The sequence below is a fragment of the Arthrobacter sp. MDT2-34-1 genome, assembly GCF_059091365.1.
On record NZ_JBNHGO010000001.1, the window covers coordinates 2,061,126 to 2,086,502 of the forward strand.

The following is a 25,377-nucleotide window of genomic DNA, read 5'->3' on the forward strand; positions in this document are numbered from 1 at the left end:
TCACTTCCTCAGTTCGAAAAAATCAAGTGACAGCGCCCGCGGATCTCCCCCAACCGGAGAGCGCGGTCATTGCGCTGCCACCGGTGACCACTATGTCACGGCTCACACCGCGCGCCTGCCGCGCGCACGAAATGTGACGCGTCACCCACTTGTTGGCGTCACCCCTTGTTCGCGTCACCCCCGCCCCCGCTGGTTCCACCCATTCTGCTCGTCGTCGCCCCCTTGTTGCCGGGCCCGCCAGCACGCCCCCTCACCGGGCGGCGAGTTGCTCCTTGACCTGCTTGCGCAGCACCTTGCCCAGGATCGACTTGGGCAGCTCCTGAACCGCGACGATTTGGCGCGGGACCTTGTACGCGGCCAACCGGCCGCGGCAGTAGTCCCGCAACCCCTGTTCGTCCAGCTGGACGGCGCCTCCGGGGCGAAGCACGACGGCGGCCGCCACCTCCTCGCCGCCCTCCGGGCGCGGAAGGCCGACCGCCGCGGCCTCCACGACGTCGGGGTGTGAGCGGAGGGCGTCTTCGACTTCGGACGGCGAGACGTTGAAGCCGCCGGTGATGATCAGTTCCTTCACCCGGTCGACGATGCGGACGTTGTGCTGCGCGTCCACGGTGACGATGTCGCCGGTGCGCACCCAGCCGCCGTCGAGCAGGACCTCCGCCGTTTCCTCCGGCTTGCCGCAGTACCCCTGGAAAACCTGCGGGCCGCGGATCAGCAGTTCGCCCGGCTGTCCCGTCGCCACGTCGCGCGCCGGGTCCTCCGGGTCAACCACCCGCATCTCCGTGCTGGGGAACGGGACACCGATCGTGCCGTTCTGCCGCGTCGGCGCGAACGGGTTGCCCAGGGCCACCGGCGAGGTCTCCGTCATACCGTAACCCTCCACCAGCAGGCCGCCGGCGGTCTCCTCCCACAGGTCCACGGTGGCCTGCGGCAGGTCCATGGCACCCGAGATGGCGAACCGCACGGACCCCAAATCCACCCGGCGCTTCCTGGCCTCCCGGGCGGTGCGCTCGTAGATGGGCGGCACCGCGCAGAAGATGGTGGGCGGGGTCTTCTTCGCCGCTGCCAGCACCAGGTCCACGTCAAACTTGGGAAACAGGACCACCCGGGAGCCGATGAGCACCCCGAACGTCAGGTGCAGGGTCATCCCGAAGGCGTGGAACATCGGCAGGATCGCGTACATGACCTCCTTGCCCTCGGACACGCCGTGCATCCACGCGCGGCCCTGCTCCGCGTTGGCCCGCAGGTTCCGGTGCGTGAGCATGGCGCCCTTGGGTTTGCCGGTGGTGCCGGAGGTGTACTGGATGGCCGCCAGGTCGGTCACCGCCGGCCGGGGGTGCGACTTCTTCAGCGGCCTGGCCTGCAGCAGCCTCTCCCACGTCACGGTTCCCTTAACCCGGGTGGTCAGCGCCTTCCGCGCGGTCCTGGCCGCCGGGACGGGCAGTCGCAGGGCCAGGCGCTTGGCCCGGGGCATCGCACGGGCGAGGTCCACTGACACGATCGACTTAACCTCGATGTCCGGCGGAAACGCCTGCACCTTGGCCACCACGTTGTTCCAGACAACGGCAACCGTCGCCCCGTGGTCCTCGAACTGGTGGCGGAGTTCTCGCTCGGTGTACAGCGGATTATGTTCGACGACGACGGCGCCCAGACGCAGCACGGCGTAGAAGGCCACCACGTGCTGGGGGCAGTTCGGCAGGATCAAGGCCACGCGGCTGCCCGGGCCTACGCCAAGCCGGCGCAGGCCTTCCGCCGCCCGGTCGATCTGGCGGCCCAGCTCGCGATAGCTGGTCGTGGCGCCGAAAAAGTCGAGGGCCGTCTTCCTCCGGAACCGGCGGACCGAGTCTTCCAGCATGTGCGACAGGGATTCTGTCGGTACATCGATCTCGGCCGGCACGCCTGGCTGGTAGTTCTGCAGCCACGGGCGATTCTCAACGGTGGACACAGCAGCGGCCCGTCCTCTCACTCGGTTGCTACCAGTCTAGGGCGCGTCTTTTGGGCCCAACCCGCAGCGCCCCGTCCTCCTGACGGAGAACGGGGCGCTGCGGGTCATGCCGGTTACTGCGCGGGCAGCTGCAGAACCTGGTCCACGAAGATCAGGTTCGGATCGGAAACGGTGTCCACATTGGCGGCGAACAGCTCCTGCCATCCGCCCTGAAGGCCCAGGGACTGGGCGATCTTGCCCAGGGTGTCGCCGGGCTGCACGGTGTAGGTTTCGCCGCTGACCGCCGGTGCCTGGACCGCGGGTGCGGCCGGTGCCGGGGCCGGAGCCTGGGCGACCGGGGCCTGCTGGACCGGCGCCTGGGCGACCGGTGCCTGCTGGACGGGTGCCTGCTGGATCTGGGCCGACTGGCTGCTCACCTGCGACCCTCCGCCGCCGCCGGCCAGGCCCAGCTTGGACGAGCAGGCGGGCCAGGCGCCCCAGCCCTGGCTGTCCAGGACGTTCTCGGCCACGGCAATTTGCTCGGCGCGGCTTGCATCAGCGGCAGAACCGCTGCCGCCGTTAGCCGCCCACGTCCCCGGGGCGAACTGCAGGCCGCCGGAGTAGCCGTTGCCGGTGTTGATGTTCCAGTCGCCGCCGGATTCGCACTGGGCCAGTGCGTCCCAGGTTGCCCCATCGGCGGCGTTCGCGGCCGGTCCGACCAGCGCAACGCTGGCTCCTGTCAGGGCGACGGCGGCGAGGCCGCCACGCAGGGCACGGCTGAGGTTCAGGTTTTTGTTTGGATTCACAATGCTCCGTTGAGGCCGCCTTGTGCTCAGTCCGTCCCCGAACGTCTCCGCACCGCCGTCAGCCACTCGCATAATCGAGGTCATGTGGACGTCTGCCATTCTGACGGCGAAAGGCGTGGGCAGCGTCCGGGCATTCCATGGGTAGTTCATGCCGGAAGTTCCGGCATCCCCTGGCACGGTCATCTCGCCCGCGCACGAACTGCACGTTACCGTAAAGTAACCAACGTTGCAAAACCGTGATCTGACACAAGCGTGTCGGTGCGCGCGGCGGCTCGAATTACGGCTATGCGCGCCCGCGCCCCTATGGGCCCTTCCCACTGCCCGGCCCAGCACGTAGCGTGGGGATTCCTATTCGATCGGAAGGATTTCCCATGGCAGAGAATCCCAGTCCCATTGACATCCAGAAGGCCCTGGGCGGCGTGGACTACCCGGCATCCGCCGCCGACCTGGTGAAGAAGGCGGAACAATCCGGAGCCGGGGACGACGTCCTCTCGGCGCTCAAGAATCTCCCCGACAAGCAGTACGAAAGCCCGGCCGAGGTCAGCAAAGCGGTAGCCGGCAACTAGCGCCCTCGGCCGGCAGCCCTGTCCACCGGCACCACCTCGACGTCGAAGAGGCGGCCGCCGTCGGCCGTCCCGGTCATGTACGTGCAGACCGGCTGGCGGCGGCGGTCCGTGGGCGAACCCGGGTTCAGCAGCCGCAGGCCGCCGGGCGTCGTGGTGTCCCAGGGGATGTGGCTGTGGCCAAACACCAGCACGTCGGCATCGGGGAAGCGAGCTTGGCAGCGCTGTTCGCGCCCCTTTGCCGACCCGGTTTCGTGCACCATGGCGAACCGGACCCCGGCGATCGTCGCCCGGGCAATCTCCGGCAGCCGCGCGCGCAGGTCATCGCCGTCGTTGTTGCCGTACACCCCGACCAGCCGCCGGCTCCGCTCTTCCAGGTCGTTAAGCAGCCCGGCGGTGACCCAGTCGCCGGCGTGGAAGACGACGTCGGCCGCCTCCACCGCGTCCCACACTTGGTCCGGGAGGTGCCGCGCCCGCTTCGGCACGTGGGTGTCCGCCAGCAGCAGCAATGAGGTGGCCATACCGGCATCCTCGCATATCGGGTCAGAGGCCGAAGGCCATCCGCAGCCCGAGCGCCAGCATGACGACGGCGATCAGCCCGTCGAGCAGGCGCCAGGAGCCCGGCCGGGCGAAGAAGGGACGCAGCAGCCGGGCGCCGAAGCCGAGGGCGCCGAACCAGATGAGGCTGCCCGCCACGGCACCGGCGCCGAAATACCAGCGCAGTTCCGGCCCCTGGGTGTTGGCGATGGAACCAAGCAAGAGCACCGTGTCCAGATAGACGTGCGGGTTCAGCCAGGTCAGGGCCAGCGCCGTGGCAGCCGTTGCGGCCAGTCCCCCGCCGGAGCGATTGGCCGAGGCGGTCAGCACGCCCGGCCGGATTGCCCGTTTGGCGGCGAACACCGCGTAGGCCAGCAGGAACGCCGCCCCGCCCAGACGGATGACGTCCACAACCGCCGGAGCGGCCTGGATCACGGCACCGATGCCGGCAATGCCGGCGGTGATCAGCACTGCATCGGACACCGCGCAGATGAGAACGACGACGCCGATGTGCTCGCCGCGGATGCCCTGGCGCAGCACGAAGGCGTTTTGCGCCCCGATGGCGACGATCAGGGCCAGCCCGGTTCCCAGGCCCAACAAAACGGTGGGAGCAATAGCGGTGGTCACAACAGTCGACGCTACTGACAACCCGAGCATCAGTACAGCTAAAGAAACTTGCGTTACGTAAGCTGACCTTATGCAACCCTTCCAATTCGACCACCTGGCGACCTTCGCCGTCGTCGTTCAGGAGGGCAGCTTCGATGCCGCCTCCCGCGTGCTCCACGTCACGCCGTCGGCCGTGTCCCAACGGATCAAGGCGATGGAGCAAGCGGCGGGGCAGGTCCTGTTGCAGCGAACCGCCCCGGTGCGGCCGACGGCGGCCGGAGACGTGGTCCTGCGGCTGGCGCGGCAGGTGCGGGTCCTGCAGGCCGATGCGCAGCGCGAACTCGGCGGCGACGGTGACGGCGTGGCCCTGCCGCTCGTGGTGAACGCGGATTCGCTGGCCACCTGGTTCATGGGCGCGCTGGCCCGCATGCCGCGCGGCCGCGGGGTGTTTTTCGAAGTCCACCGCGAAGACGAGCAGCATTCGACCTCGTTGCTGCGGGCAGGACGGGTGACGGCGGCGGTGACGGCGACGCCGGAACCGGTCCAGGGCTGCTCGGTGGAGGCCCTCGGCGCGCTGCGCTACCGGGCGGTGGCCAGCCCGGCCTACCTGGAGCACTGGCGGCCCGCCGGGACAGCGGACGACGACCTGGCGTGGCTTGCGGCCGCGCCGGTGCTGGATTTTGACCGTAAGGACGACCTGCAGGAGCGCTTCTACCGAGAACTGACCGGCGTTGCGCTGGGGGCGCCGCGCCATTATCTGCCCGCCTCGGCGGAGTTTGCCGCTGCGGTCCGGCTGGGCCTTGGCTGGGCCCTGCTGCCGGAGCAACAGTGCCTGGCGGACGTCCGCGACGGGACGCTGCACGAACTGGCCCCCGACCTGCCGGTGGACGTGCCGTTGTACTGGCAACGCTGGAAAATCAGCTCGCCGGTCTTGGACGAACTGACTTCATGCGTTCGGCTGACCGCCCGGGAACAGCTGCGGCAGCACTAGCCCGGCCCGGAAATCCCGCCGCGCGCGGCGCCTCCGCCCGCCGCCAAAGGCGCCGTTTTCTCGGCCCCGAGCCCCGGCACCGGTGCCCGGCCCCTACAGTGGAGGGGGAGATCCAGACGAAGGGGCACGATGCAAGACCGCATTCGCAATGCCCGCCTGCTCGAGCGCGTGATGAGCGCGGAGCAGGCGGCTGAACTGATTAAACCCGGGATGACCGTGGCCATGAGCGGCTTCACCGGCGCCGGTTATCCGAAGGCGGTGCCGCAGGCGCTCGCGGCACGGATGGAAACCGCGCACGCGGCCGGGGAGGAGTTCAAGATCCGCGTACTCACCGGCGCTTCGACGGCCCCCGAGCTGGACGGCGCCCTCGCCAAGGTCGACGGGATGCAGCTGCGCCTGCCCTACCAGTCGGACCCGGCGCTGCGCGAACGGATCAATGCCGGCGAGCTGGACTACATCGACATGCACCTCAGCCACGTCGCCCAGCACACCTGGTTCGGGTTTTTCGGCGACGTCGACCTGGCCGTGGTCGAGGCGGTGGGCATCCTCGAGGACGGACGGCTCATCCCGTCCAGCTCGGTGGGCAACAACATGACCTGGCTCCGGCAGGCCAGCCAGGTCATCGTGGAGATCAACAACGCCCAGCCGGTGGGTCTCGAGGGCATGCACGACGTCTACTACGGCACCGCCCTGCCGCCTGAGCGCAGGCCGATCCCGCTCGAGCATCCCGATGACCGGATCGGTGAACCCTACCTGCAGGTGGATCCGGACAAGATCGTGGCCGTCGTGCACACCGACGCGCCCGACCGGAACTCCCCCTTCAACCCGCCCGACGACGCGTCGCAGCAGATCGCGGGCCACCTGCTGGACTTCCTGGACCACGAGGTCCGGCGCGGGCGCCTGACCGAGCAGCTGCTCCCGCTGCAGTCCGGCGTCGGCAATATCCCCAACGCCGTGCTGGAGGGCCTGGCGGCCGGCGGCTACCGCGGCCTGACCGCCTACACCGAGGTCATCCAGGACGGCATGCTGCAGCTGCTCAAGGAGGGTGTGCTGCGCATGGCCTCCGCCACGTCCTTCTCGCTTAGCCGCACCGGCCTGGAGGAGTTCAACGCCAACGTCGACTACTACCGCGAGCGCATCATCCTGCGCACCCAGGAGATCTCCAACCACCCCGAGCTGGTCCGCCGGCTGGGCTGCATCTCGCTCAACGGGATGATCGAGGCGGACATCTACGGCAACATCAACTCCACGCACGTGGCCGGCACCAAGGTCATGAACGGCATCGGCGGCTCCGGCGACTTCGCCCGGAACAGCTACCTGTCCGTCTTCATGTCCCCCAGCATGGCCAAGGGCGGGAAGGTCTCCAGCATCGTGCCGATGGCCAGCCACGTCGACCACACCGAGCACGACACGATGATCGTGATCACCGAGCAGGGGCTGGCCGACCTGCGCGGCCTCGCGCCGAAGCAGCGGGCGCGCAAGATCATCGAGACCTGCTCGCACCCGGACTACCGCCCGATGCTGCAGGACTACTTCGACCGCGCCTGCCGGGACAGCTTCGGCAAGCACACCCCGCACCTGCTCGGGGAGGCCTTGTCCTGGCACCAGCGCTTCGTGGAGACGGGCAGCATGCTCCCCGCAGAGCAGTAACGGTCCGCATCCCCCACCCAAGGCTGCGAGGCGCAGGCTCAGCGCTGGTAGATTCTGGTGAGCACGGCGTCGAAGACCCGGTCGGGCAGCAGCCGGCGGGCGCCCATGATCGTCCGCGCGCCCCTCCCGACCGGGTACCGGCTGCGCGTGCGCCGCGCGCCCGCCACCCGGGCAATGCGGCGGCCAACGACCTCCGGCCGCGTTCCCGTGCGTTCCGTGTAGGCCCCGCCAATCGCCCGCGCCACGCTCTCCGCCTGCTGCGCATACGCCGTGCCTTCGGAACTCCGCTGCAGACTCTCCACCGCGATGGCGTCCCACTCGGTCAGGATCGGCCCGGGCTCGACGATCACCACGTCGATGCCGAAGGGCTTGAGCTCCACGCGAAGGCAGTCCGACAAACCTTCGACCGCGAATTTCGCCGCGTGGTACCAGCCGCCGAGGGGTTCGTAGAACACGCCGCCGATCGAGGAGACGTTGATGATCCGCCCGCTGCCCTGGGCCCGCATGGCCGGGGCCGCCAGTTGGATAAGCCGCCCCAGCCCGAACAGGTTCACCTCGAACTGCTGCCGGGCGTCCTCCAGCGGCACGTTCTCGATGGCGCCGTAGGAGGCGTACCCGGCATTGTTGACCAGCACGTCCAGCCGTCCCTGCTCCGACAGGATCTGCTCCACCCCGCGCACCATCGACGCGTCGTCGGTCAGGTCCATCTCGAGGACGCGGATCCCGTGCGCTTCCAGCGGGCGCATCCGCTCCACGCGGCGCGCGGCGGCGTAGACGGTGAAGCCGCCGCGTGCCAGTTCCCGGCAGGTGTGTTCCCCGATGCCGGAAGACGCTCCGGTTACCAGTGCCGTTTTGTCCATCGCCATCGCGCCGTCCGCCTCACTTCGTCAATGCCATCGCGACGGCGGTGCCCTGCTCGTCCGGCGACGTCCGGGCGCCGCCGTCGGCACCAAAGACCCGCCGGCAACCGTCGATGGCGCCAGTGTAGCGGCCCCGAGTGGAGAGCAGCGGATGCCGACCCGGCTTGTCCTGTGGCCCTCTGAACGTCCCTTGCGGGCACCCTACCGCTGCCGCTCCCGCCGTCTCGACAAGTGCCGAAGTCCGGAGCACACTGTTGGCAATACGAGGGCTTTACCCCGTTGCATAGTGGCGGCCCAAGGCTGACCCCTCAAGACAGCAGACGCAGCCGGGCCGCCGTCGGGAGGCGGATCATGGATCAAGACGGCGTCGTCCGGCCCACTCGCGCAGATGAGCAGGATTCACCAGTGCCCACCCGCTCGCGGTTGCGGCTGGCCGCAACTCTGCTCTTTGCCGGGGTGCTGGTCTCCTTGCTGGCCGGAATATTCCACCCTGGCGCTGCCAACGCCAATGATCATGCAGCAGCCTTCTCCGAGTACGCGAACAGTGCTGCCTGGACCGGGATTCATGTGGGCCAGTTCGCGGGGATGACAATCCTGATTGCCGGGCTGCTGGTCCTGTTCGCGGCCCTGGACCTCCACCGCGGCGCGACTTCCTGGGTGTCCAGGTTCGCCGGCGTCGCCGCTGCAGCCGCGCTGCCGCTTTATGCGGTCCTCCAAGCCGTTGACGGCGTTGCCCTGAAGCAGGCAGTGGATGCCTGGGCAGCCGCGCCGGAGGCGGAAAAGGCCGCCCGCTTCGATGTCGCGGAAGGGATTCGTTGGCTGGAATGGGGCGCCCGCAGTTACCAAAGTCTGTTGCTGGGGCTCTCGTTTGTGCTGTTTGCCGTCGCTATCATCTGGAGCGGCCGGGTATCAAGGTTCGTGGGCTCCTTGCTGGGGCTGACCGGTTTGGCTTACCTGGTGCAGGGCTGGGTCATTGGTGCCGAAGGATTTTCGCCGAATAACGCCCTGCCGACCCTGGTTGGCATCGCGGCGAGCCTCGTCTGGAGTATCTGGCTTTTGATCAGTGCTTGGCGGCGCCGGCCGGCGGCTTCGCGCTGGACCTAGCCGATGTCGATAGCACTCAGACGGCGTGAGGAATTCAGGAAAGGCGGCGGAACTCTCCCGCCGCAAGCTGGACATAGATCGGCAGTGTCATTTGGATCGGTGCAACGCCGACCGGCTCGTCAAGCAACTCGTTGATCGTCGTCTGCCCTTCCAGTTCGGTCGCTTGGTGCCCATCCATGACTCGACCCTACGTGGACAGGCCGCTCCCGGTGCCAAGACACGCGCCATCTGCCGCTTGGTGCCGGCCTGCTCAGCTTCGGTCACGCTCTGGATGTTCATCTACCGTCCCGGTTCTATGGCGACAGTCGCTGCCGGTGGTTAGAGTCTTCGACATGGAAGGGGTTCCGTGGGCAGCACCGTCCGGTTCCTGATCCTGCCGCTGATGCTGTTGGCGCTGCTTGCTCTGCCTGGATCCGTCGCCCCGCGATCGTATCCAAGTGCCATTGCGGGACTCGGAGATTCCATTACCCAAGCCGCAAACACCTGTTGCCGGCCCGGCAACTACCCGGCCAAGTCCTGGTCAACCGGCGACGGGCGGTCCGACGACATCCGCAGCCACTACGAGCGGCTGGCGGCGCTGCACCCCCAGATCAACAACAACAACTTCAACGACTCGGCAAGCGGCGCCAAGGCGGCAGATCTTCCTGGACAGGCGTCCATGGCCGTGGCCCAGAAGGCGGACTACATCACCCTGCTCATCGGAGCCAACGACCTGTGCGCCTCGTCGGCATCAGCGATGACGTCCACCGCCGATTTCGCCAGGCACGTCGCGGCTGCCCTCGATTCGCTGCAACGCGGGCTGCCGCGGGCCCGCATCTACGTCAGCAGCATTCCCGACCTTCATCGCCTGTGGTCCGTTTTGCGCACCGATCAGGAGGCCAGACGGGTCTGGGCGGCCAATGGAACCTGCCCCTCCGTGCTTGGCGCCGAGCTCACCGAGAACCAGCGGCAGGAAGTGGTTGCCCGCGAGCGGGCCTTCAATGAGATCCTCGCGGAGACGTGTGCACGGTACGGGAACTGCCACTGGGACCGGGGCGCCGTGTACGCCTACAAGTTCTCCGCCACCGAGATCAGCACCCTGGACTACTTTCACCCCGGCCCCGCCGGCCAGGCCGCCCTGGCCGAGCTGACATGGCAGGCCTTCCAGGGACACCGCTGAACCTGCATGTCAGCCATTGGGCATCCAGCACTGGCCCCTACCAGATGAACAAGAGACATCTACCCAAAAGCGCGACCGGATTAGCAACTCTGCTGCTTTTCGTGCGGGGACGCCGGTACTCGTAAGATTTTGAAGTTCTTGTCAGCAACATCCGCCCTGCTTAATGACTCATTTTCTGCGCGTGTTAGCTTGATCACCGTCCTTTCCGGCGGCCCGCCCGGAAAGCTGAACCACCGCTGCTACCTTCCGGAGGCACAATGGGACTCAGCTCCCCCACGCATACAGACGACAGTGCTGTGGCGCCCACACCAGCTGCAGAAACACGACGCGGATCTTTTCCAGGGACAGGGGCGGGCCGCACCTCCGGCAGGGCCGACAACGAACTCAAGCGCGGGCTGAGCAGCCGCCACCTGCAAATGATCGCCATCGGCGGTGCGATCGGCACGGGGCTGTTCGTGGCCTCGGGCGGCACGATTTCCCAAGCGGGTCCCGGCGGAGCCTTGGCCGCCTATGCGTTGGTCGGACTGATGGTGTTCCTGCTGATGCAGTCGCTGGGCGAAATGTCGGCCAAGATTCCGGTCGCCGGCTCCTTCCAGACCTTTGCCACCCGTTTTGTCTCGCCGTCCTTCGGGTTCGCGATCGGCTGGAACTACTGGTTCAACTGGGCCATCACGGTGGCCGCCGAGCTGGTCGCCGCCGGAATCATTATGGATTTCTGGTTCCCGGGAGTCCCGGGCTGGGTGTGGGCCGGGATCTTTCTGCTCGTCTTGACCGGGCTCAACGCCCTCTCCGCCAAGTCCTTCGGGGAGTCGGAGTTCTGGCTCTCCCTGATCAAGGTCGCCGCAGTCGTGCTCTTCCTGATCGCCGGCGTGCTGATGATCTTCGGCATCCTCGGGGATAATTCGCCAGGCCTGAGCAACTGGGAAAACCGCGATGAAGTTTTCCACGGCGGTTGGGTCTCGATCATCTCGGTCTTCATGATCGCCGGGTTCTCCTTCCAGGGCACCGAGCTGGTGGGCGTCGCCGCGGGCGAAGCCAAGAACCCGCGCCGCGAAGTGCCCAAGGCCATCCGCACGGTCTTCTGGCGCATCATGCTCTTCTACATTGGCGCCATCTTCATCATCGGCTGCCTCATCCCGTTCACCGATCCGAGTCTGCTGGCCTCCGGCGAGGCCGATGTCGCAGTATCCCCGTTCACGCTCGTCTTCTCGCGCGCCGGGATTGCCTTCGCGGCGGCTCTGATGAACGCGGTGATCCTGACCGCCATCCTCTCGGCGGGCAACTCCGGACTGTATGCCTCCACGCGCATGCTTTATGCCATGGCCCATGACGGCAAGGCCCCGAAAATCTTCCAACGTACCAATGCGCGCGGCGTGCCGATTCCGGCGCTCCTGGCCACCGCGGCCGTGGGACTCTTCGGGTTCCTCTCAGCGATCGTCGGTCAGGGCGCGGCCTACTCCTGGCTGCTGAACATGTCCGGCCTGTGCGGCTTCATCGTGTGGGCGGGAATCGCGATCTCCCACTATCGCTTCAGGCGCGGCTTTCTGGCGCAGGGCAATAAGGTCAGCGACTTGCCGTACAAGGCCTCCCTGTTCCCCGTCGGCCCGCTGCTGGCCTTCGCCATGCTGGTCCTGGTGATCGCCGGACAGAATTACGAGGCCGTGCTGGCCGGGCGGGGCATGGAGGTGCTTTCCTCCTACATCGGGCTGCCGGTCTTCATCGCCCTATGGCTGGCCCACCGCTTCATCACCAAGTCCAAGATGGTGCCGCTGCTCGAGATGGACCTTCGGTCACCGGAGGACCTCGAGGAGGAACCCGCCCACGCCACCCGGTGACCCTGCTGCCCCCGGGCTACCCAGACGGAGCGGGGCACCGGCGGTACTCAAGCGCTGCGGGGCCCCGGCCGTAGCCGCTCGCCACGTTATGGCGGCAACCTGCCCGGTGTCACCCGCTCGGCGCCGGAGCGGGCTCGTCGGCGGGAGTGGGTGCGGGGGCAGGCTCCTGCACGGGGGCGGGTTCGGGCTGCGGCGTACCGGTGGGCATGGGTGCGGGGGATGTTGTCGCCGTTCCGGGCTCGGGTTCACCGGCGGGTGCCTCTGCCGGGGCGGGCGGCAATCCGCTGCCGGTGTCCGCCGGAGGTGTTGCCTCGGGAGACGAGCCAGTGTCGGCGGTCTCGTCTGTTTCGGACGCCGCGTCGGTGCCTGTGTCGGCGTTGCCGTCACTGATGGCGGCGTCCTGTTCGATGATGCCGAGGATGCGCATCTTGTAGTCGTTCAGGCGGGCCTGGATTTGGTCCAGGGGAACGTCTTCGAGCGACCGGCCGTAGGCCGCGATCTCTTCCCACAGGGTTGCCAATTTCTCCATGCCTGCGTCGCTGAGCGGGCCGTCGAGGGTGAGGACAAGCTGGCTGGCGAGGGCGTAGGTGAGGCACTCGACGCAGTTGTAGTTGGCCGCCGCCGAAAGGTTTTGGGGGACGACGACGTCGGCCTGGCCGAGGATCAGGACAACCTGGAAGCCGACGGCGACGGCGGTGCAGTCCCGGCAGGAAGCGAAGGCGTAGGCCTCGTTCGTGGCGTCTACCGGCCCGCCTTCGGCCCACACCAGGGCGAAGGCGACGTCGTAAACCACGGATCCGTCCTCAACGTTCACGGCAAGGGCCTGGTTACCATCCTCCTCGGGGGCCAGCGGCCGGTCGAACGGGAAGACCCAGGCCGGCGGTGTGCCGGCGCCGGCCTCAGTAACGGTGGTGCCGGAACCGCCGTCGTGCTGTAAAGCCTCGGCGGTGTCCGCCGTAGCGGTCTCCTGATGCCCGGCCTGCAGCTCGCGGGGAACGAGGACCATCGCCAGTTGCGGTTCCTCCGCCGTGGGCAGGTCGGTGCCGGAGGGCCATGCCGCCACCGTTTGTCCTGCGCCGCCTTCTGCCAGCCCTGGCGGTGACATCGGGGCGAAGAAAGCCGCCGCATCGAACAGGGTTCCGCGTTCGTAGGGCTGCACCGGGCGGTAGGCGCCGTCGTCGGGCCACCAGGCCCAGGCCAGGCCGGCAAGAACGGCGGCGGCGGCGGCCATGGCGGTCACCCGCCGGAGCGGCCGGCCACGGGTTTTCGCCCAGGCCGCCGTGCCAAGCTGGCGGGCCAGGCGCAGCAGGATGTAGGCCATCCCGAGAACGGGAAGCGCGACGGCGGTGATCGCCAGGACACGCACGGCCATGCCGGCGACATCGCCGTCCGCACCGGCATCGGCCAGCAGCCTGTGTTGGTCCATGATGCTGGCCCAGGCCGTCCCCAGGACCCGGGGAAGCGAGACCACCATCATGGCCAGGCAAAACAGGAGCAGCGGCACCGTGGTCAGGACCCAGGCGGTCACGACGGCCCTGGCCCAGGGCTTGAGCAGCTTGGGTTCGGGGTCGGACCACCGCCAGGGCAGCAGCCCCAGCAGGGTGGGCTTGATCCGTTGGAACAGGTCGGGAACCCCGGTGGCGTCGGCGAGGATGTGGTAGCCGTCGAAGCGGACCAGGGGCAGCAGTTGGCGCACCATCTGCAGGATCTGGGTCACCACCACCAGCAGCAGCGCGTCGAAGCCGGTGAGCCACCAGGCGCCTATCGTGCCCACCACGACGATGGCGTTGAAGTAAAGGCCGCCCAGGTCCGTGCGGAGCCGGCCGCCGCGTCCCAGGCGGTAGGAGTCGGTGACGTCGGTGTAGAAGGCCGGCCAGATCAGGTACAGGCCCACGCCCATGGCTCCCGGCGTTGCGCCGCCGCGGCGCGCCCCGGCCGCATGGCCGAACTCGTGGAAGCCGGCCGAGAGGATGGTGATGGCGAAGACCAGGAGCAGCAACCCCGGGTTGGCGAAGGCCTGGTGCGTTGCCGAGCCGAGGCCCTTGACCATGAGCACCCACCAGCACGCCGCCAGGAAGGCCAGGGTTACGGGCAGGGCGATCAGCGGATGGAACAGGACAGCGAACGGAGCCGTCAGCTTCCGGGTCAGCGCGGGATCCGTGACCGTGTAGCGGAAGCGCATGCCCAGGAGCGGGCTCGCCTTTTTGACGTCGGGCTGCGAGCCGTCGGCGAGCCGCAGCAGGCCCAGCGGCAGCAGTTGTTTGTCGATCAGGGTCTGCACGTTTCCGGCAGTGATCAGCCTGCCGGACTTCTCGCCGGCGTGCTCGGCAATCTGGTCGAGGCTCCGGGAGCCGTCGACGCCCTCCAGAATGGCATACAGGAGCGGGGTGAGCTGGAGCGTCTGGCCGTCCGCGCGCCGGACTAGCGCGGGCGGCTCCCGGTAGCCGGATCCCCGCGCCGGTCCGAGGAGCTGCACCCCGTCGGCCAGCGCCGGGACGTCAATCAAAGGGGCAGCCGACCGGCCGCCGGGCAACGGGTCACTCGTGGCCGGCGGCCGGCTCGGACTGATGCTCATTCAGGGGCTATTGTTCGAGATCGGACTGCTGGCCGGCGCTGGCCTCGGCGCTGCCGTCAATCTGCTGGTTGATGATGGCGTCCTGCTGCGCCACCGCGACGGCGTTGCTGTCGATCGAGCCGATATTCGCCGCCACCGCGGCGTCGATCGGCGCGGCAACGTTGGCGTTGGCTGCCACGGCGCCGTTGATCGGGGCGGCAATATCGGCGTCCGCGGCCAGATCGACGTTGACGTTGAGCAGGTTCCCGTCGAGGGTCGACCCGAGGCCGTCCGTGACGGATCCGGTGTCGGGCAGGGTCCCGTCCGGCAACGTGCCGTCGGGCAGGGTGCCATCGGGAAGGGTACCGTCGGGCAGCAGCGCCGGAGCAGTTTCCTCCTGCCCGGCGGCGCCCTCCTGGGCAAGGCCGGAAGCGCCGACGGCGGCGCCCGTCCCGGCAGCGGAACCGGCCGTTGCCCCGGCGTCCTCTACGGTGTCATTGCCCTGGTCGATGGTGCTGTCCTGGGTCGACTCGGCGGTCGCGTCGGCCGTGATGCCCTGATTGATGATGACGCCCTGGTCGGACAGGGCCTGCGCCGTGGAGCCGGACGAGAGGAGGTTCGCCGAGGCGGCGGCATCGATGGGGGCCGCCACGTTGGCGTTAGCCGCGACGGCCAGGTCGATCGGCGCGGCCGCATCGATGGCCAGGTCGAGATCGGCATTCAGATCCAGGATGGACGCGACTTCCTTGTCCGGCAGCGCGGTCCCGGACTGGGATTCGAGTTCCTCCGGCGATAGCGGCGTGCGTCCTATGTCGTTGCTCATCAAAATCTCCGTTTCCGGCGCAAAGCGCCATTCGTTCCAACCCGTTGTCGCAACCTGTCGATTCTTGTCAACGGCCCGGCGGTACCGGCGCCTCGGTCATCAGCCTTCCTCTCGACGACATCAACGCAAAGCATACTGATGAATCCATTCATTGTGTAGGCGTCGGCGTTCGGCCGCACGCGCAGCGGCGGACACTGCCCTGAACTGGACCGGCGGAGGCGGACGTGGCCCTGAACTGGACCGGCGGGACCGGAGAACGACGGCCGGCGGGACGCGACCTTGAATTGGCGGCCGGCGCAACCCTGGAGCGGCGACGGGGCCTGACGTCTGGTGGCGGAAATTTGGGATCGCACCGGCACTGTGTGTAGGGTGTGAGGCGAATCACCCACAACTGAATGCCTTTTGAACCGTGGCGGGAGAGTCCTCTCCGCACACCATTCGGGCAGGCGCCGTAGGAGCAAATCCTCCCCAGGAATCTCTCAGGCCCATGTACCGCCGCGGCTAGGCAACTCTGGAAAGCAGTCAGGCAGCAGCCTGGCTCACCGACGGTGCAAGCGGAACACACTCCGCGGAATCTCTCAGGTCAAATACAGAGCGGGGAGGAACCCAAATCCCAGCCGAGCCCTCGGGCCGGCCCAATCTTGGAGTTCCTCATGACTTCCTACCTGCAGCGGCGCGTCCTCCGCAGCCATCGCTCAAAGACTTGGTTGCCGGCCCTCGCCCCACCTTAATCCCGCCCCGTCGTTCCCGGTGCCCGCGCCCTGATCCTCGAGCCAAGGAGTCCGGGGATCTGGCGACCAGCGACCGCTTCATCGAAGCCATGATCGCCGTCCGCACGTGCTTCCGCCCCGAAGCGTCAAGGCGAACACAACGGGTGCACTAAAGGGGCCGAGGCGACCTCCTCTCATCTCCTCAACAAAAAGCGTGTTTAAGAAAGGCATCACAGTGAGCAAAGTCAACGCCGAACTACGATACTCCGCGGAGCACGAATGGGTGGCCGCCGACGGTTCCGGCCCGTCCAAAATCGGCGTTTCTGCCGTGGCAACCGAGGCGCTGGGCGACATCGTGTACGTGGATCTCCCCGAGGTCGGTACCGTCGTGACGGCCGGCGAGACCTGCGGTGAAATCGAGTCCACCAAATCCGTTTCAGACCTCTACTCCCCGGTGACCGGTGAGGTCATCGAAGTCAACGGCGACGCCGTGGCCGACCCCGCCGTGATCAACAACGACCCCTACGGTGCCGGCTGGCTGTTCACCGTCCAGGTGTCGGAGGAGGGCCCGCTGCTCTCCGCCGAGGAGTACGCCTCCGCCAACGGTGGTGAAGTAGCGTGAGCGCGGCAATGACGGCGGTCGCCAGCACCAGCCTGAACGCGGACCTGGGTGTCCTCGATCCGGAAATTGCCGCCCAGATCGACAACGAGCTGCGCCGCCAACAGTCCGGGCTGGAAATGATCGCCTCCGAGAACCACACCCCCGTCGCCGTCATGCAGGCCCAGGGCTCGGTGCTGACCAACAAATACGCCGAGGGTTACCCGGGGCGCCGGTACTACGGCGGCTGCGAGCACGTCGACGTGATCGAGCAGCTGGCCATCGACCGGGTCAAGGAGCTGTTCGGCGCCGGCTTCGCCAACGTCCAGCCGCACTCCGGCGCGCAGGCCAACGCCTCGGTAATGCACGCCCTGATCAAGCCCGGCGACATCATCCTGGGACTGAACCTGGCCCACGGCGGACACCTGACCCACGGCATGAAGATCAACTTCTCCGGCAAGCTCTACAGCGTGGCCGCCTATGGCGTCTCCGAGGAGGACCACCGGGTCGACATGGCCGAGGTGGAGCGGCTGGCGCACGAGCACCGGCCGCAGCTGATCATCGCCGGCTGGTCCGCCTACCCGCGCGAGCTCGACTTCGCGGAATTCCGCCGGATCGCCGACGACGTCGGGGCGTACCTGATGGTGGACATGGCGCACATCGCCGGCCTGGTGGCCGCCGGCCTGCACGCCAGCCCGGTGCCGCACGCCCACGTTGTCACGTCCACCACGCACAAGACGTTGGCGGGGCCGCGCGGCGGCATCATCCTGACCAACGAGGCGGACATCGCCAAGAAGATCAATTCCGCGGTGTTCCCCGGCCAGCAGGGCGGGCCGCTCGAACATGTCATCGCGGGCAAGGCCGTGGCGTTCAAGGTTGCCGCCTCCAAGGAATTCGCCGACCGCCAGCAGCGTACGCTGGCGGGCGCACGGATCCTGGCCGAGCGGCTGTCGCAGCACGACGTCGCGGAGAAGGGCATCACGGTGCTGACCGGCGGCACGGACGTGCACCTGGTCCTGGTCGACCTGCGCAATTCCGAGCTGGACGGACAGCAGGGCGAGGACCTGCTGGCGGCCATCGACATCACGGTGAACCGCAACGCGGTGCCGTTCGACCCGCGGCCGCCCATGGTCACCTCCGGCCTGCGCATCGGCACGCCGGCGCTGGCCACCCGCGGCTTCGGCGACGAGGCGTTCCGCCAGGTCGCGGACATCATCGCCGAGGCCCTCATCGCCGGGCCGGCCGCGGACCTGTCCGGTTTGAAGGCCCGGGTGGAGGCACTGGCCCAGGCGCACCCGCTCTACCCGGACCTGGCACCGGTTTCCGCAACCGAAGGGCGCTGAGGAGCCATCATGGCCGTCGGCGTCTTCGACCTCTTTACCGTGGGCATCGGTCCGTCCAGTTCGCACACCGTCGGTCCGATGCGGGCGGCCGCGGTCTTTGCCGGGGAACTGGTGTCAAGCGGCGTGCTGGACCGGGTGGCCGGGCTGCGGGTGGACCTGTACGGGTCCCTCGCGGCCACCGGCCGCGGCCACGGCACGTTCACGGCGGTGATGCTCGGGCTGGAAGGTTTCCAGCCCGAGCAGATCCTGCCCGACGACGTCGAATCCCGCCTGGCGGAGATGGCCTCGACCGGCGAGCTGCAGATGTGCGCGCGGGTCGAAGGCTCGGCCGGGCGGGTCCTGGCCTACCGGGTCGAGGACATGGTGCAGCACCCGCTCACCGTGCTGCCCCGGCACACCAACGGGATGAAATTCCAGGTGACCGACGACGCCGGCTCGGTCCTTCACGAGGCGACGTTCTTTTCCGTGGGCGGCGGCTTCGTGGTCCGCGACGGCGAGGAAGGTGCCGCCGCCCGGGAGCCGGATGCCGCCCAGGCGACGCTCCCCTACCCCTTCCGGACGGCGGCGGAACTGCTCGAACACTGCCGCAACACCGGCCTGGGCATCAGCGACATCATGATGCTCAACGAGAAGGCCTCGCGCTCCGAGGCGGACATCCGCGCAGGCCTGATCCACATCTGGCAGGTGATGGAGGAATGCAAGGACTCCGCCATCAGGCGCGAAGGTGTCCTGCCCGGCGGGCTGAACGTCCGGCGCCGGGCCCCCGCCTGGCATGAGCGGCTGCGCAAGGAAGACAAGGACCGGGACCACAAATACTGGCAGGAATGGGTCAACCTGGTGGCCCTGGCCGTAAACGAGGAGAACGCCTCGGGCGGCCGCGTCGTCACCGCACCGACCAACGGAGCGGCCGGCATCATCCCCGCGGTCATGTTCTACGCCACGCACTACGCGCCCGGCATGGACAAGGCGACGCAGGCGGACAAGGAAGACGTCATCGTCAAGTTCCTGCTGGCTGCCGCCGCCGTCGGGGTCCTCTACAAGGAGCAGGCCTCCATCTCCGGCGCCGAGGTCGGCTGCCAGGGCGAGGTGGGTTCCGCGTCCTCGATGGCCGCAGCGGGACTGGCCGAGGTGATGGGCGGCAGTCCCGCGCAGGTGGAAAATGCCGCCGAGATCGCCATGGAGCACAATCTGGGACTGACCTGCGACCCGATCGGCGGCCTGGTGCAGATCCCCTGCATCGAACGCAACGCCATCGGCGCCGCCAAGGCCGTGAACGCGGCCAAGATGGCGCTCTGGGGCGACGGGACGCACCGCGTCTCGCTGGACGAAGTCATCATCACCATGCGTGAAACCGGCAAGGACATGAGCTCCAAGTACAAGGAAACCGCGATGGGAGGCCTGGCCGTCAACGTCGTCGAGTGCTAACCGCGCGCCGGTCCGGCTAAGCCTCGCGGGCGGCGGTATTGCCCCGTATTCACTGTCCCTTTTCGGTGTGGCCCTTGATGTCGATCAGGTGCTCCTCCATGGCATCGAAGGCCCCGTCTCCGTCGCGCGCCAAAACAGCCTCAAAAATGCGGCCGTGCCACATCACAGAGCTTCGGACACGCTCCAGCGTCAGGAATTCGTCGGCACGTGAGGGGGCCATCAGGTCATTGGACATCGCCAACAATTCGGTCAGCAGCGGGTTCAGGGAGAGCCGGGCCAGTTCCGCATGGAAATCCAAATCCAGTTTTCTTAATTCCGCGTTCGAAGGCTGGGGGCGGGCCGCCTCTTTGGTGGCGGCATCGAGGATCGACCGCAATTTGGAGACCTGGCCCCGTGCCCTGATGGCCGCCCGCTTGGCGATCCCCGGTTCGATGACAAGGCGGAGATCCATGACGTGATTCATCGGGTCTCCGGCACCGGTACTGCCGGTCAGCGACGAGGAGCCGAAGGCCAAAAGCGGTTCGTCGGCTACGTAGGTGCCGCTGCCGGGGCGGCGGTACAGCAGGCCGACGGCCTCGAGCTCACGCAGGGCTTCCCGCACCGTATTTCTGGACAAGCGGTAATTCTCGGCAATTTCCCGTTCGCTCGGAAGTTTAGCTCCGGGGCTCAGGGTACCGTCCTCAATCCGGGTCCGAATTGCCTCGGCGAGGACGTCTACGCGATCGCTGAATACCAATAAAGGCTCCTGCCTCAGGCTCCGCATATTCGTCCTCTCTATGGGTACCGGCTAGCGGGTCTCCCCCCTGACCGCACAAGTTCCCGGCAATTAAAAGTGTATTTCCCGGCACCACACCTTGTGGTTTAGTGACTCACCTCACTATGCTACCCAAAGTGGTCCAACCACCCTACCGGTTCTGTGAACTAGCAGAGGAAGCCCCCGCAATGAATCAAGCAGCAATCTCAACACCGCACCACTTGGCCACGGAGGCCGGGTGGGCCGTTCTCCAGGAAGGCGGGAGCGCCGTCGACGCGGCCATCGCCGCGGCCGCCGTCCTGTCCGTCGTCTATCCGCACAACTGTTCCATCGGCGGCGATCTGGTGGCGCTGGTGAAGGAACCCGATGCAGAGCCTGAGTGCGTGCTTGCCGTAGGCCGGGCCCCCGGTGCCGGCCGCCTGGCGGACATGAGGGATCGGTTTGGCGAGAAGATGCCGGCCCGGGGACCGGCGACCCTCACGGTTCCCGGAGCCCCCGCCGGCTGGCAGCACCTGCACGAGCGGTACGGGCGTCTGGATCCCTCGACCCTGCTCGAAAGGGCGGCCGAACTCGCCGGCGGCTATCAGCTGTCCCGGTCGGTGACGATGGCAGCGGTCAAAGCAGCAGCTGCCGGAGGAATAAGTGCCGAACTCGTCTCCGCCTTGTTTGGTTCCTCGTTTGAGCCGGGCAAGCGCGTGTCGAACCCGGCGCTGGCGGAAACGCTGCGCCGCATGGGTTCGGCGGGGTTCCAGGAGTTCTACCGGGGCACGACGGGCGAGTCACTGCTCTCGTTTATGCAGGGCCATCGCGCCGAATTCAGCGCCGACGACTTCGCATCGGTCGTCCCGGTCACGGCCGCGCCGCTGTCCCATCGCGGCGAAAGCCACACCGTGTACACCAGCCCGCCGCCCACCCAGGGCTTCGCACTGATCCGGCTACTGGAGAACCTGTCCGCGGCGACGGGCCATGCGGTGACCTCGCCGGATGTCGTCGAGGCCATGCAGGTCAATGCCCGGATCTGCAACCACCTGCGGGACAACATCCTCAGCGAAGACTCCGAACCGTACTTCTACCGCAATTACGGCCTGGAGGACCTGCCGTCGTCGGGAACCCCCGCACTGGCCTCGGCCCGGGCCGACGGAGACACGGTCGGAATTTCGTGCGTGGACAGCACGGGATTGAGCGTGTCCTGGATCCAGAGCCTGTATTCGGCCTTCGGCTCGTACCTGATGGATCCGGCTACCGGCGTCATCCTGCAGTGCCGGGGCTCAATGTTCTCGCTGAACGACTCGCAGCCGAACGCCTTCCGGGGCGGAGCCATGCCGCCGCACACGCTGATGCCGGTCATGGTGACCGACGAGCACGAGCGCATCCGCTACATCCAGTCGACCATGGGCGGCAAGGCCCAGCCGCAGATCCACGCCCAGGTATTGCTGAGGCAGTGGGCGGGCGAATCGCCGGCGTCTGCGCTGCTGGGCCCGCGCTGGATGATCGTGCAGGACGACCAGGGTGCCGATGTGGCCGTCATTGAACAGTCCGTGGATGCCGGGACGCGGGAGCAGTTGGCCGCGAGCCTCGGCAGGACCCGCATGGAGCCGGACTTCACCGACGGGCTGGGGCACATGCAGCTGGTCACGGTGGATTCCGCCGGCGCTCCGGTGGCGGCCAGCGATCCCCGATCGGACGGATCCGGACGCTATGGACCGCTCGGATGACGCTGACGGAAAGGCGTCCGGCAAAGAGTGCCCGGCGCGGCTGGCTGCTTCCCGATCCGCTCCTCTTGACGGTGCTCTCGTTCGGCACGGGCTTCCTTGATGCCCTGACCTACCTCGGACTGGACCGCATTTTCGGCGCCAACATGACCGGAAACCTGATCCTGGTGGGAATCGGACTGAGCGGGGACTGGGCCGAATTGATCCACCCGCTGGTCGCCCTCCTCGCGTTCTGCGTCGGATGCATGGTGGCGGGCCTGTGCAACAGGCTGCTGGAGGCAACAAAGCGGGGATCCCCGGCCCCACGGATGCTGTTCCTCACCACCGGGGTGCTCCTGGCCGCGAGCACCGCCCTCGCTTTCATGAACGGGGGCGGATCTTTGGGACTGGTCATCACCGCCCTCATCGGGGTGGCCATGGGTTGCCAGAGCCTCGCCGCGAGACTTCTGGCGGTCCCCGAGATCAACACCGTGGTCGTCACCTCCACGCTCTCGCAATTCTTCGCCGAGGCCGGAGCGGGCCGAACCTGGCGCAAACGGCGTGTTTCGGCGCGCCAGCTGGCAGCCGTTGGAAGCATGCTGGGCGGCGCCATCGTCGGTGCGGCCGTCGTACCCTTTGCCGGCCTCACGGCCCTCGCCGTTCCCACCGCCCTGGTTCTCCTGATGGCTCTTTTCTGCCGGCGGCTGGAACCCCAGGCGTCCTGACACCTGCCCGCTGCGAGCCCGATCGAGAAAGGGGAAAGAACCAGAGGCTGCCCTGACGGAACAAGCCTCACGTCGATTGCACCAATTCTTCCAAGAACAGGAAATCCAAATGTCTGAGTACAACGCGCCAACCGGAGCGGTGAACCACGCCGACCGGATTGACGACGACGGCGGCAAGCCCGCCAAATGGAAAATTGTCGGCCCCGGGCTCGTCGTAGCGGCCACCGGCGTGGGGGCTGGGGACATGGTCGCCACCCTGGTGGCCGGCACCCAATTCGGTTACCAGCTCTTCTGGGCCGTCATCGTCGGTGTCGTCATGAAGATCGTCCTGGTCGAAGGCGCCGGACGCTACACCCTGGCCACCGGCAAGACCATCTTCGAAGGCTGGCTGACACTCGGCCGCTGGACCACGTGGTACTTCGGCCCGTACATCATCATCTGGGGCTTCGTCTACGGCGCCACCGCCACCTCCGCGGCAGCGCTGCCGCTGGCCGCCATGTTCCCGGTGCTCCCGCTGTGGGCGTGGGCCATCCTGAACAGCCTGGCCGGCTTCGTCATGATCTGGTTCGGCAAATATGCCACCTTCGAGAAAATCACCGCAGCGCTGGTCGGCATCATGTTCGTCACCGTCGTGGGCCTGGCCATCATTGCCGTTCCCAACATCCCCGAAATGCTCAAGGGGCTGATCCCCTCGATCCCGGCAGAAGGCGGCCTCCTGTCCACCCTGGCCCTCGCCGGCGGCGTCGGCGGCACCATCACGCTGGCAGCCTACGGCTACTGGCTGCGTGAAAAGGGCTGGTACACCCCCAAGTGGATGCGTGTCATGCGCATCGATAACTCCATGGCCTACGTCATGACCGGCATCTTCGTCATTGCCATGCTGATCGTCGGCGCGGAGGTCGTCCGCTCGGCCGGAGTCTCCATCAGCGGAAGCGATGAGGGCCTGCTGGATCTGGGCAACGTCCTCAACGATCGCTACGGCGAGGTCGTCGGCACCGCCTTCCTGGTCGGCTTCTGGGCGGCGTCGTTCTCCTCCATCATCGGCGTCTGGAACGGCGTGTCCCTGATGTTCGCCGACTTCTGGGGCCACATGCGCAAGAAGCCCTCCGGCCATCCGGACACCCGCGTGGGGGGCAAGTACTTCAAGTTCTATGTGCTCTGGCTGACCTTCCCGCCCATGCTGCTGTTCATCATGGGCAAGCCGATCGCGCTGATCCTGGCCTACGGCGTCCTCGGCTCGCTGTTCATGCCGTTCCTTGCCCTGACCCTGCTCGGCCTCCTCAACGGCAAGCGGATCCCGAAGGCGTGGGCCAACCGGCTGCACACGAACATCGCACTGGGCATCTGTGCCCTGCTGTTCGGCGTCCTCGGTATCCAGCAGCTGGTCAAGTCGATCGCCCCGCTCTTCGGCGGCTGACACGCAGGGCGAGGTGGCCCAGCGGCTGCCCAGCCCCGCCGGCGCTCCCGGCAGGGTAGCTGGTTTGGCCACCACTGCGGTCCCGGGGCAAAGACGCCTCGGCAGCCATGGGGAGAAGTTATAAGGTACGGAAGGCCCGCAACGTCGCGGGCCTTCCGTCTCCCTTTGGTGATGCTCCGGCAGCTGGTTGTTCGGATCGCAACCGCTGTTTGCCGGTTAGGCCAGCCAGCGCCGCCAGCGTGACTGCTCCGGTTCCGGCGTTGGTTCCGGTTCCGGCTCCTCGCCCAAGGCCAGCGCGGCCTCGACGATGTCGTCTTCGGTGAGCGTCATGACGGCTTCACGATCGAGCGCATCGAGACTTCGTTCCTCGTCCAGCGACAGCCGCAGCGCCTGGCGGTTGAGCGACTGCTCGAACAGCGTGCGGGCGAACCGTGCGTTGCCGGAGTCCTCGCCCGCGTGGAGGCCGGTGAAAATGCGGCGCAGCATCTGGTCCGCACCCGGCTCCAGCGTGTACTCGTGTTGGGCCAGCATCCGGTGGAAGATCGTCTGGAGTTCGTCGATGGAGTAGTCGGGGAACGTGATCTCGCGGGCGAATCGGGAGCGCAGTCCGGGGTTCGAGAGCAGGAAGGACTCCATCAGCTGCGGATACCCGGCCACGATCACGACCAGGCGGTGGCGGTAGTCCTCCATCCGCTTGAGCAGGACCTCGATCGCCTCGGGGCCGAAGTCCGCCCGGCCGTCCTCTGGGGCCAGCGCGTAGGCCTCATCGATGAACAGGACGCCGTCCAGCGCACGCCGGATCACCCGGTCCGTCTTGATGGCGGTCGCGCCGACGTACTGCCCCACCAGGCCCGAACGATCGACCTCGACCAGGTGGCCTTTCTGCAGTAGACCGACCGCGCGGTACATCTCGGCCAGAAGCCGCGCCACGGTGGTCTTGCCCGTGCCCGGGTTTCCGAGGAACACCAGATGCTGTGATGTGGCCACCTCCGGCAGGCCGTGCGCCTTACGGCGGGCCTGGACCTGGAGCAGTGCGACGAGGGCCCGCACCTGTTCCTTCACGGTCCCCAGTCCGACCAGTGTGTCGAGCTCGGCCTGCACCTCGGACAGCGGCCGGGCCGGCCCGGGCCTCGCACCGATGCGATCGCCGACCAAGTCGTCGACGCGCTCCGAACCGTGCAGCTTGAGCTGATCGGCCAGATGGCCGATTGTTTCGCGCAGGTCGTCGAGGGGATTGCGGCTGGGAGCCATGCACTCACTGTAGTACCCGGTTCCCGACCGGGGAGCGGTTGGCCTCACGAGTAT

The 25,377-nt window shown here is 67.4% G+C and carries 22 protein-coding genes and 1 riboswitch; of the genes, 12 read left to right on the plus strand and 10 right to left on the minus strand.

Going from position 1 to position 25,377, the window contains the following annotated elements; translation table 11 throughout:
- Positions 1-250 precede the first annotated feature (250 nt).
- Together AC5RVV_RS09685 and AC5RVV_RS09690 are read right to left on the minus strand one after the other, a co-directional pair.
- A complete protein-coding gene (locus tag AC5RVV_RS09685; RefSeq protein WP_494001105.1) occupies positions 251-1,942 on the minus strand; it encodes a long-chain-fatty-acid--CoA ligase in 1,692 nt (563 codons plus the stop codon).
- Positions 1,943-2,055: 113 nt separating this feature from the next.
- Positions 2,056-2,727 carry a transglycosylase family protein gene (locus tag AC5RVV_RS09690; protein WP_494001106.1) on the minus strand — a complete coding sequence of 224 codons (672 nt, stop codon included), beginning with the start codon at positions 2,725-2,727 and terminating at the stop codon, positions 2,056-2,058.
- A 371-nt stretch (positions 2,728-3,098) separates the two neighbouring features.
- Between AC5RVV_RS09690 and AC5RVV_RS09695 the strand changes: the two genes are divergently transcribed.
- Positions 3,099-3,293 carry a DUF2795 domain-containing protein gene (locus AC5RVV_RS09695; RefSeq protein WP_493979809.1) on the plus strand — a complete coding sequence of 65 codons (195 nt, stop codon included), beginning with the start codon at positions 3,099-3,101 and terminating at the stop codon, positions 3,291-3,293.
- Here the strand turns inward: AC5RVV_RS09695 and AC5RVV_RS09700 are convergent.
- Both AC5RVV_RS09700 and AC5RVV_RS09705 read right to left on the minus strand, forming a co-directional pair.
- Complete coding sequence (locus AC5RVV_RS09700; RefSeq protein ID WP_494001107.1) at positions 3,290-3,811, minus strand: metallophosphoesterase family protein; 522 nt, start codon at positions 3,809-3,811, stop codon at positions 3,290-3,292. The genes AC5RVV_RS09695 and AC5RVV_RS09700 overlap by 4 nt on opposite strands.
- 22 nt (positions 3,812-3,833) lie before the next feature.
- Positions 3,834-4,484: a LysE/ArgO family amino acid transporter gene (locus tag AC5RVV_RS09705; RefSeq protein ID WP_494001108.1), complete on the minus strand. Its 651-nt coding sequence runs from the start codon at positions 4,482-4,484 to the stop codon at positions 3,834-3,836.
- A 40-nt stretch (positions 4,485-4,524) separates the two neighbouring features.
- Between AC5RVV_RS09705 and AC5RVV_RS09710 the strand changes: the two genes are divergently transcribed.
- Together AC5RVV_RS09710 and scpC are read left to right on the plus strand one after the other, a co-directional pair.
- A complete protein-coding gene (locus tag AC5RVV_RS09710) occupies positions 4,525-5,424 on the plus strand; it encodes a LysR family transcriptional regulator ArgP (RefSeq protein ID WP_494001109.1) in 900 nt (299 codons plus the stop codon).
- A 129-nt stretch (positions 5,425-5,553) separates the two neighbouring features.
- Complete coding sequence (scpC, locus tag AC5RVV_RS09715; protein ID WP_494001110.1) at positions 5,554-7,074, plus strand: succinyl-CoA:acetate CoA-transferase ScpC; 1,521 nt, start codon at positions 5,554-5,556, stop codon at positions 7,072-7,074.
- Positions 7,075-7,112: 38 nt separating this feature from the next.
- On the opposite strand, the gene AC5RVV_RS09720 is transcribed toward scpC, so the two are convergent.
- Complete coding sequence (locus AC5RVV_RS09720) at positions 7,113-7,934, minus strand: oxidoreductase (RefSeq protein ID WP_494001321.1); 822 nt, start codon at positions 7,932-7,934, stop codon at positions 7,113-7,115.
- A 351-nt stretch (positions 7,935-8,285) separates the two neighbouring features.
- Here AC5RVV_RS09720 and AC5RVV_RS09725 point away from each other — a divergent pair, with 351 nt between their 5' ends.
- On the plus strand, positions 8,286-9,038 hold the full coding sequence (locus tag AC5RVV_RS09725) for a hypothetical protein (RefSeq protein ID WP_494001111.1): 753 nt from the start codon (positions 8,286-8,288) through the stop codon (positions 9,036-9,038).
- 34 nt (positions 9,039-9,072) lie between these two features.
- On the opposite strand, the gene AC5RVV_RS09730 is transcribed toward AC5RVV_RS09725, so the two are convergent.
- Positions 9,073-9,216, minus strand: coding sequence for a hypothetical protein (locus AC5RVV_RS09730; protein ID WP_494001112.1), 144 nt, complete (start codon positions 9,214-9,216; stop codon positions 9,073-9,075).
- 168 nt (positions 9,217-9,384) lie between these two features.
- Between AC5RVV_RS09730 and AC5RVV_RS09735 the strand changes: the two genes are divergently transcribed.
- Together AC5RVV_RS09735 and AC5RVV_RS09740 are read left to right on the plus strand one after the other, a co-directional pair.
- A complete protein-coding gene (locus AC5RVV_RS09735; RefSeq protein ID WP_494001113.1) occupies positions 9,385-10,197 on the plus strand; it encodes an SGNH/GDSL hydrolase family protein in 813 nt (270 codons plus the stop codon).
- A gap of 257 nt (positions 10,198-10,454) precedes the next feature.
- A complete protein-coding gene (locus AC5RVV_RS09740; RefSeq protein WP_494001114.1) occupies positions 10,455-12,032 on the plus strand; it encodes an amino acid permease in 1,578 nt (525 codons plus the stop codon).
- A gap of 109 nt (positions 12,033-12,141) precedes the next feature.
- Here the strand turns inward: AC5RVV_RS09740 and AC5RVV_RS09745 are convergent, their stop codons facing one another.
- On the minus strand, positions 12,142-14,538 hold the full coding sequence (locus tag AC5RVV_RS09745) for a hypothetical protein (RefSeq protein ID WP_494001115.1): 2,397 nt from the start codon (positions 14,536-14,538) through the stop codon (positions 12,142-12,144).
- 76 nt (positions 14,539-14,614) lie between these two features.
- Positions 14,615-15,409, minus strand: a complete 795-nt coding sequence (locus tag AC5RVV_RS09750; protein WP_494001116.1) for a peptidoglycan-binding protein — start codon at positions 15,407-15,409, stop codon at positions 14,615-14,617.
- Between the two features lie 403 nt (positions 15,410-15,812).
- Positions 15,813-15,914: riboswitch (glycine riboswitch) on the plus strand.
- 440 nt (positions 15,915-16,354) lie between these two features.
- Between AC5RVV_RS09750 and gcvH the strand changes: the two genes are divergently transcribed.
- From gcvH to AC5RVV_RS09765, 3 genes are read left to right on the plus strand one after another with little or no spacing between them, the layout of a single operon-like run.
- Positions 16,355-16,741, plus strand: coding sequence for a glycine cleavage system protein GcvH (gcvH, locus tag AC5RVV_RS09755; RefSeq protein ID WP_494001117.1), 387 nt, complete (start codon positions 16,355-16,357; stop codon positions 16,739-16,741).
- Positions 16,742-16,749: 8 nt separating this feature from the next.
- Positions 16,750-18,060, plus strand: a complete 1,311-nt coding sequence (gene glyA / locus AC5RVV_RS09760; protein WP_494001322.1) for a serine hydroxymethyltransferase — start codon at positions 16,750-16,752, stop codon at positions 18,058-18,060.
- A 9-nt stretch (positions 18,061-18,069) separates the two neighbouring features.
- Positions 18,070-19,485: an L-serine ammonia-lyase gene (locus AC5RVV_RS09765; RefSeq protein WP_494001118.1), complete on the plus strand. Its 1,416-nt coding sequence runs from the start codon at positions 18,070-18,072 to the stop codon at positions 19,483-19,485.
- Between the two features lie 49 nt (positions 19,486-19,534).
- On the opposite strand, the gene AC5RVV_RS09770 is transcribed toward AC5RVV_RS09765, so the two are convergent.
- The gene (locus AC5RVV_RS09770) at positions 19,535-20,248 is read right to left on the minus strand and encodes a FadR/GntR family transcriptional regulator (protein ID WP_494001119.1); all 714 of its coding nucleotides are present in this window, start codon (positions 20,246-20,248) and stop codon (positions 19,535-19,537) included.
- A gap of 179 nt (positions 20,249-20,427) precedes the next feature.
- Here AC5RVV_RS09770 and AC5RVV_RS09775 point away from each other — a divergent pair, with 179 nt between their 5' ends.
- From AC5RVV_RS09775 to AC5RVV_RS09785, 3 genes are all read left to right on the plus strand, one after another.
- Positions 20,428-21,954: a gamma-glutamyltransferase gene (locus AC5RVV_RS09775; protein WP_494001120.1), complete on the plus strand. Its 1,527-nt coding sequence runs from the start codon at positions 20,428-20,430 to the stop codon at positions 21,952-21,954.
- The gene (locus AC5RVV_RS09780; RefSeq protein ID WP_494001121.1) at positions 21,951-22,655 is read left to right on the plus strand and encodes a YoaK family protein; all 705 of its coding nucleotides are present in this window, start codon (positions 21,951-21,953) and stop codon (positions 22,653-22,655) included. The genes AC5RVV_RS09775 and AC5RVV_RS09780 overlap by 4 nt, the downstream gene beginning before the upstream one ends.
- Before the next feature lie 109 nt (positions 22,656-22,764).
- A complete protein-coding gene (locus AC5RVV_RS09785; RefSeq protein ID WP_494001122.1) occupies positions 22,765-24,072 on the plus strand; it encodes an Nramp family divalent metal transporter in 1,308 nt (435 codons plus the stop codon).
- Between the two features lie 216 nt (positions 24,073-24,288).
- On the opposite strand, the gene AC5RVV_RS09790 is transcribed toward AC5RVV_RS09785, so the two are convergent.
- Positions 24,289-25,323: an AAA family ATPase gene (locus AC5RVV_RS09790; RefSeq protein ID WP_494001123.1), complete on the minus strand. Its 1,035-nt coding sequence runs from the start codon at positions 25,321-25,323 to the stop codon at positions 24,289-24,291.
- Positions 25,324-25,377 lie beyond the last annotated feature (54 nt).

Coding starts and splice junctions, on each gene's coding strand:
- AC5RVV_RS09695 (WP_493979809.1), top strand. CDS start 3,099: ATGGCAGAGAATCCCAGTCCCATTGACATCCAGAAGGCCCTGGGCGGC.
- AC5RVV_RS09700 (WP_494001107.1), bottom strand. CDS start 3,811: ATGGCCACCTCATTGCTGCTGCTGGCGGACACCCACGTGCCGAAGCGG.
- AC5RVV_RS09705 (WP_494001108.1), bottom strand. CDS start 4,484: ATGCTCGGGTTGTCAGTAGCGTCGACTGTTGTGACCACCGCTATTGCT.
- AC5RVV_RS09710 (WP_494001109.1), top strand. CDS start 4,525: ATGCAACCCTTCCAATTCGACCACCTGGCGACCTTCGCCGTCGTCGTT.
- scpC (WP_494001110.1), top strand. CDS start 5,554: ATGCAAGACCGCATTCGCAATGCCCGCCTGCTCGAGCGCGTGATGAGC.
- AC5RVV_RS09720 (WP_494001321.1), bottom strand. CDS start 7,934: ATGGACAAAACGGCACTGGTAACCGGAGCGTCTTCCGGCATCGGGGAA.
- AC5RVV_RS09725 (WP_494001111.1), top strand. CDS start 8,286: ATGGATCAAGACGGCGTCGTCCGGCCCACTCGCGCAGATGAGCAGGAT.
- AC5RVV_RS09730 (WP_494001112.1), bottom strand. CDS start 9,216: ATGGATGGGCACCAAGCGACCGAACTGGAAGGGCAGACGACGATCAAC.
- AC5RVV_RS09740 (WP_494001114.1), top strand. CDS start 10,455: ATGGGACTCAGCTCCCCCACGCATACAGACGACAGTGCTGTGGCGCCC.
- AC5RVV_RS09750 (WP_494001116.1), bottom strand. CDS start 15,409: ATGAGCAACGACATAGGACGCACGCCGCTATCGCCGGAGGAACTCGAA.
- glyA (WP_494001322.1), top strand. CDS start 16,750: ATGACGGCGGTCGCCAGCACCAGCCTGAACGCGGACCTGGGTGTCCTC.
- AC5RVV_RS09765 (WP_494001118.1), top strand. CDS start 18,070: ATGGCCGTCGGCGTCTTCGACCTCTTTACCGTGGGCATCGGTCCGTCC.
- AC5RVV_RS09770 (WP_494001119.1), bottom strand. CDS start 20,248: ATGCGGAGCCTGAGGCAGGAGCCTTTATTGGTATTCAGCGATCGCGTA.
- AC5RVV_RS09775 (WP_494001120.1), top strand. CDS start 20,428: ATGAATCAAGCAGCAATCTCAACACCGCACCACTTGGCCACGGAGGCC.
- AC5RVV_RS09780 (WP_494001121.1), top strand. CDS start 21,951: ATGACGCTGACGGAAAGGCGTCCGGCAAAGAGTGCCCGGCGCGGCTGG.
- AC5RVV_RS09785 (WP_494001122.1), top strand. CDS start 22,765: ATGTCTGAGTACAACGCGCCAACCGGAGCGGTGAACCACGCCGACCGG.
- AC5RVV_RS09790 (WP_494001123.1), bottom strand. CDS start 25,323: ATGGCTCCCAGCCGCAATCCCCTCGACGACCTGCGCGAAACAATCGGC.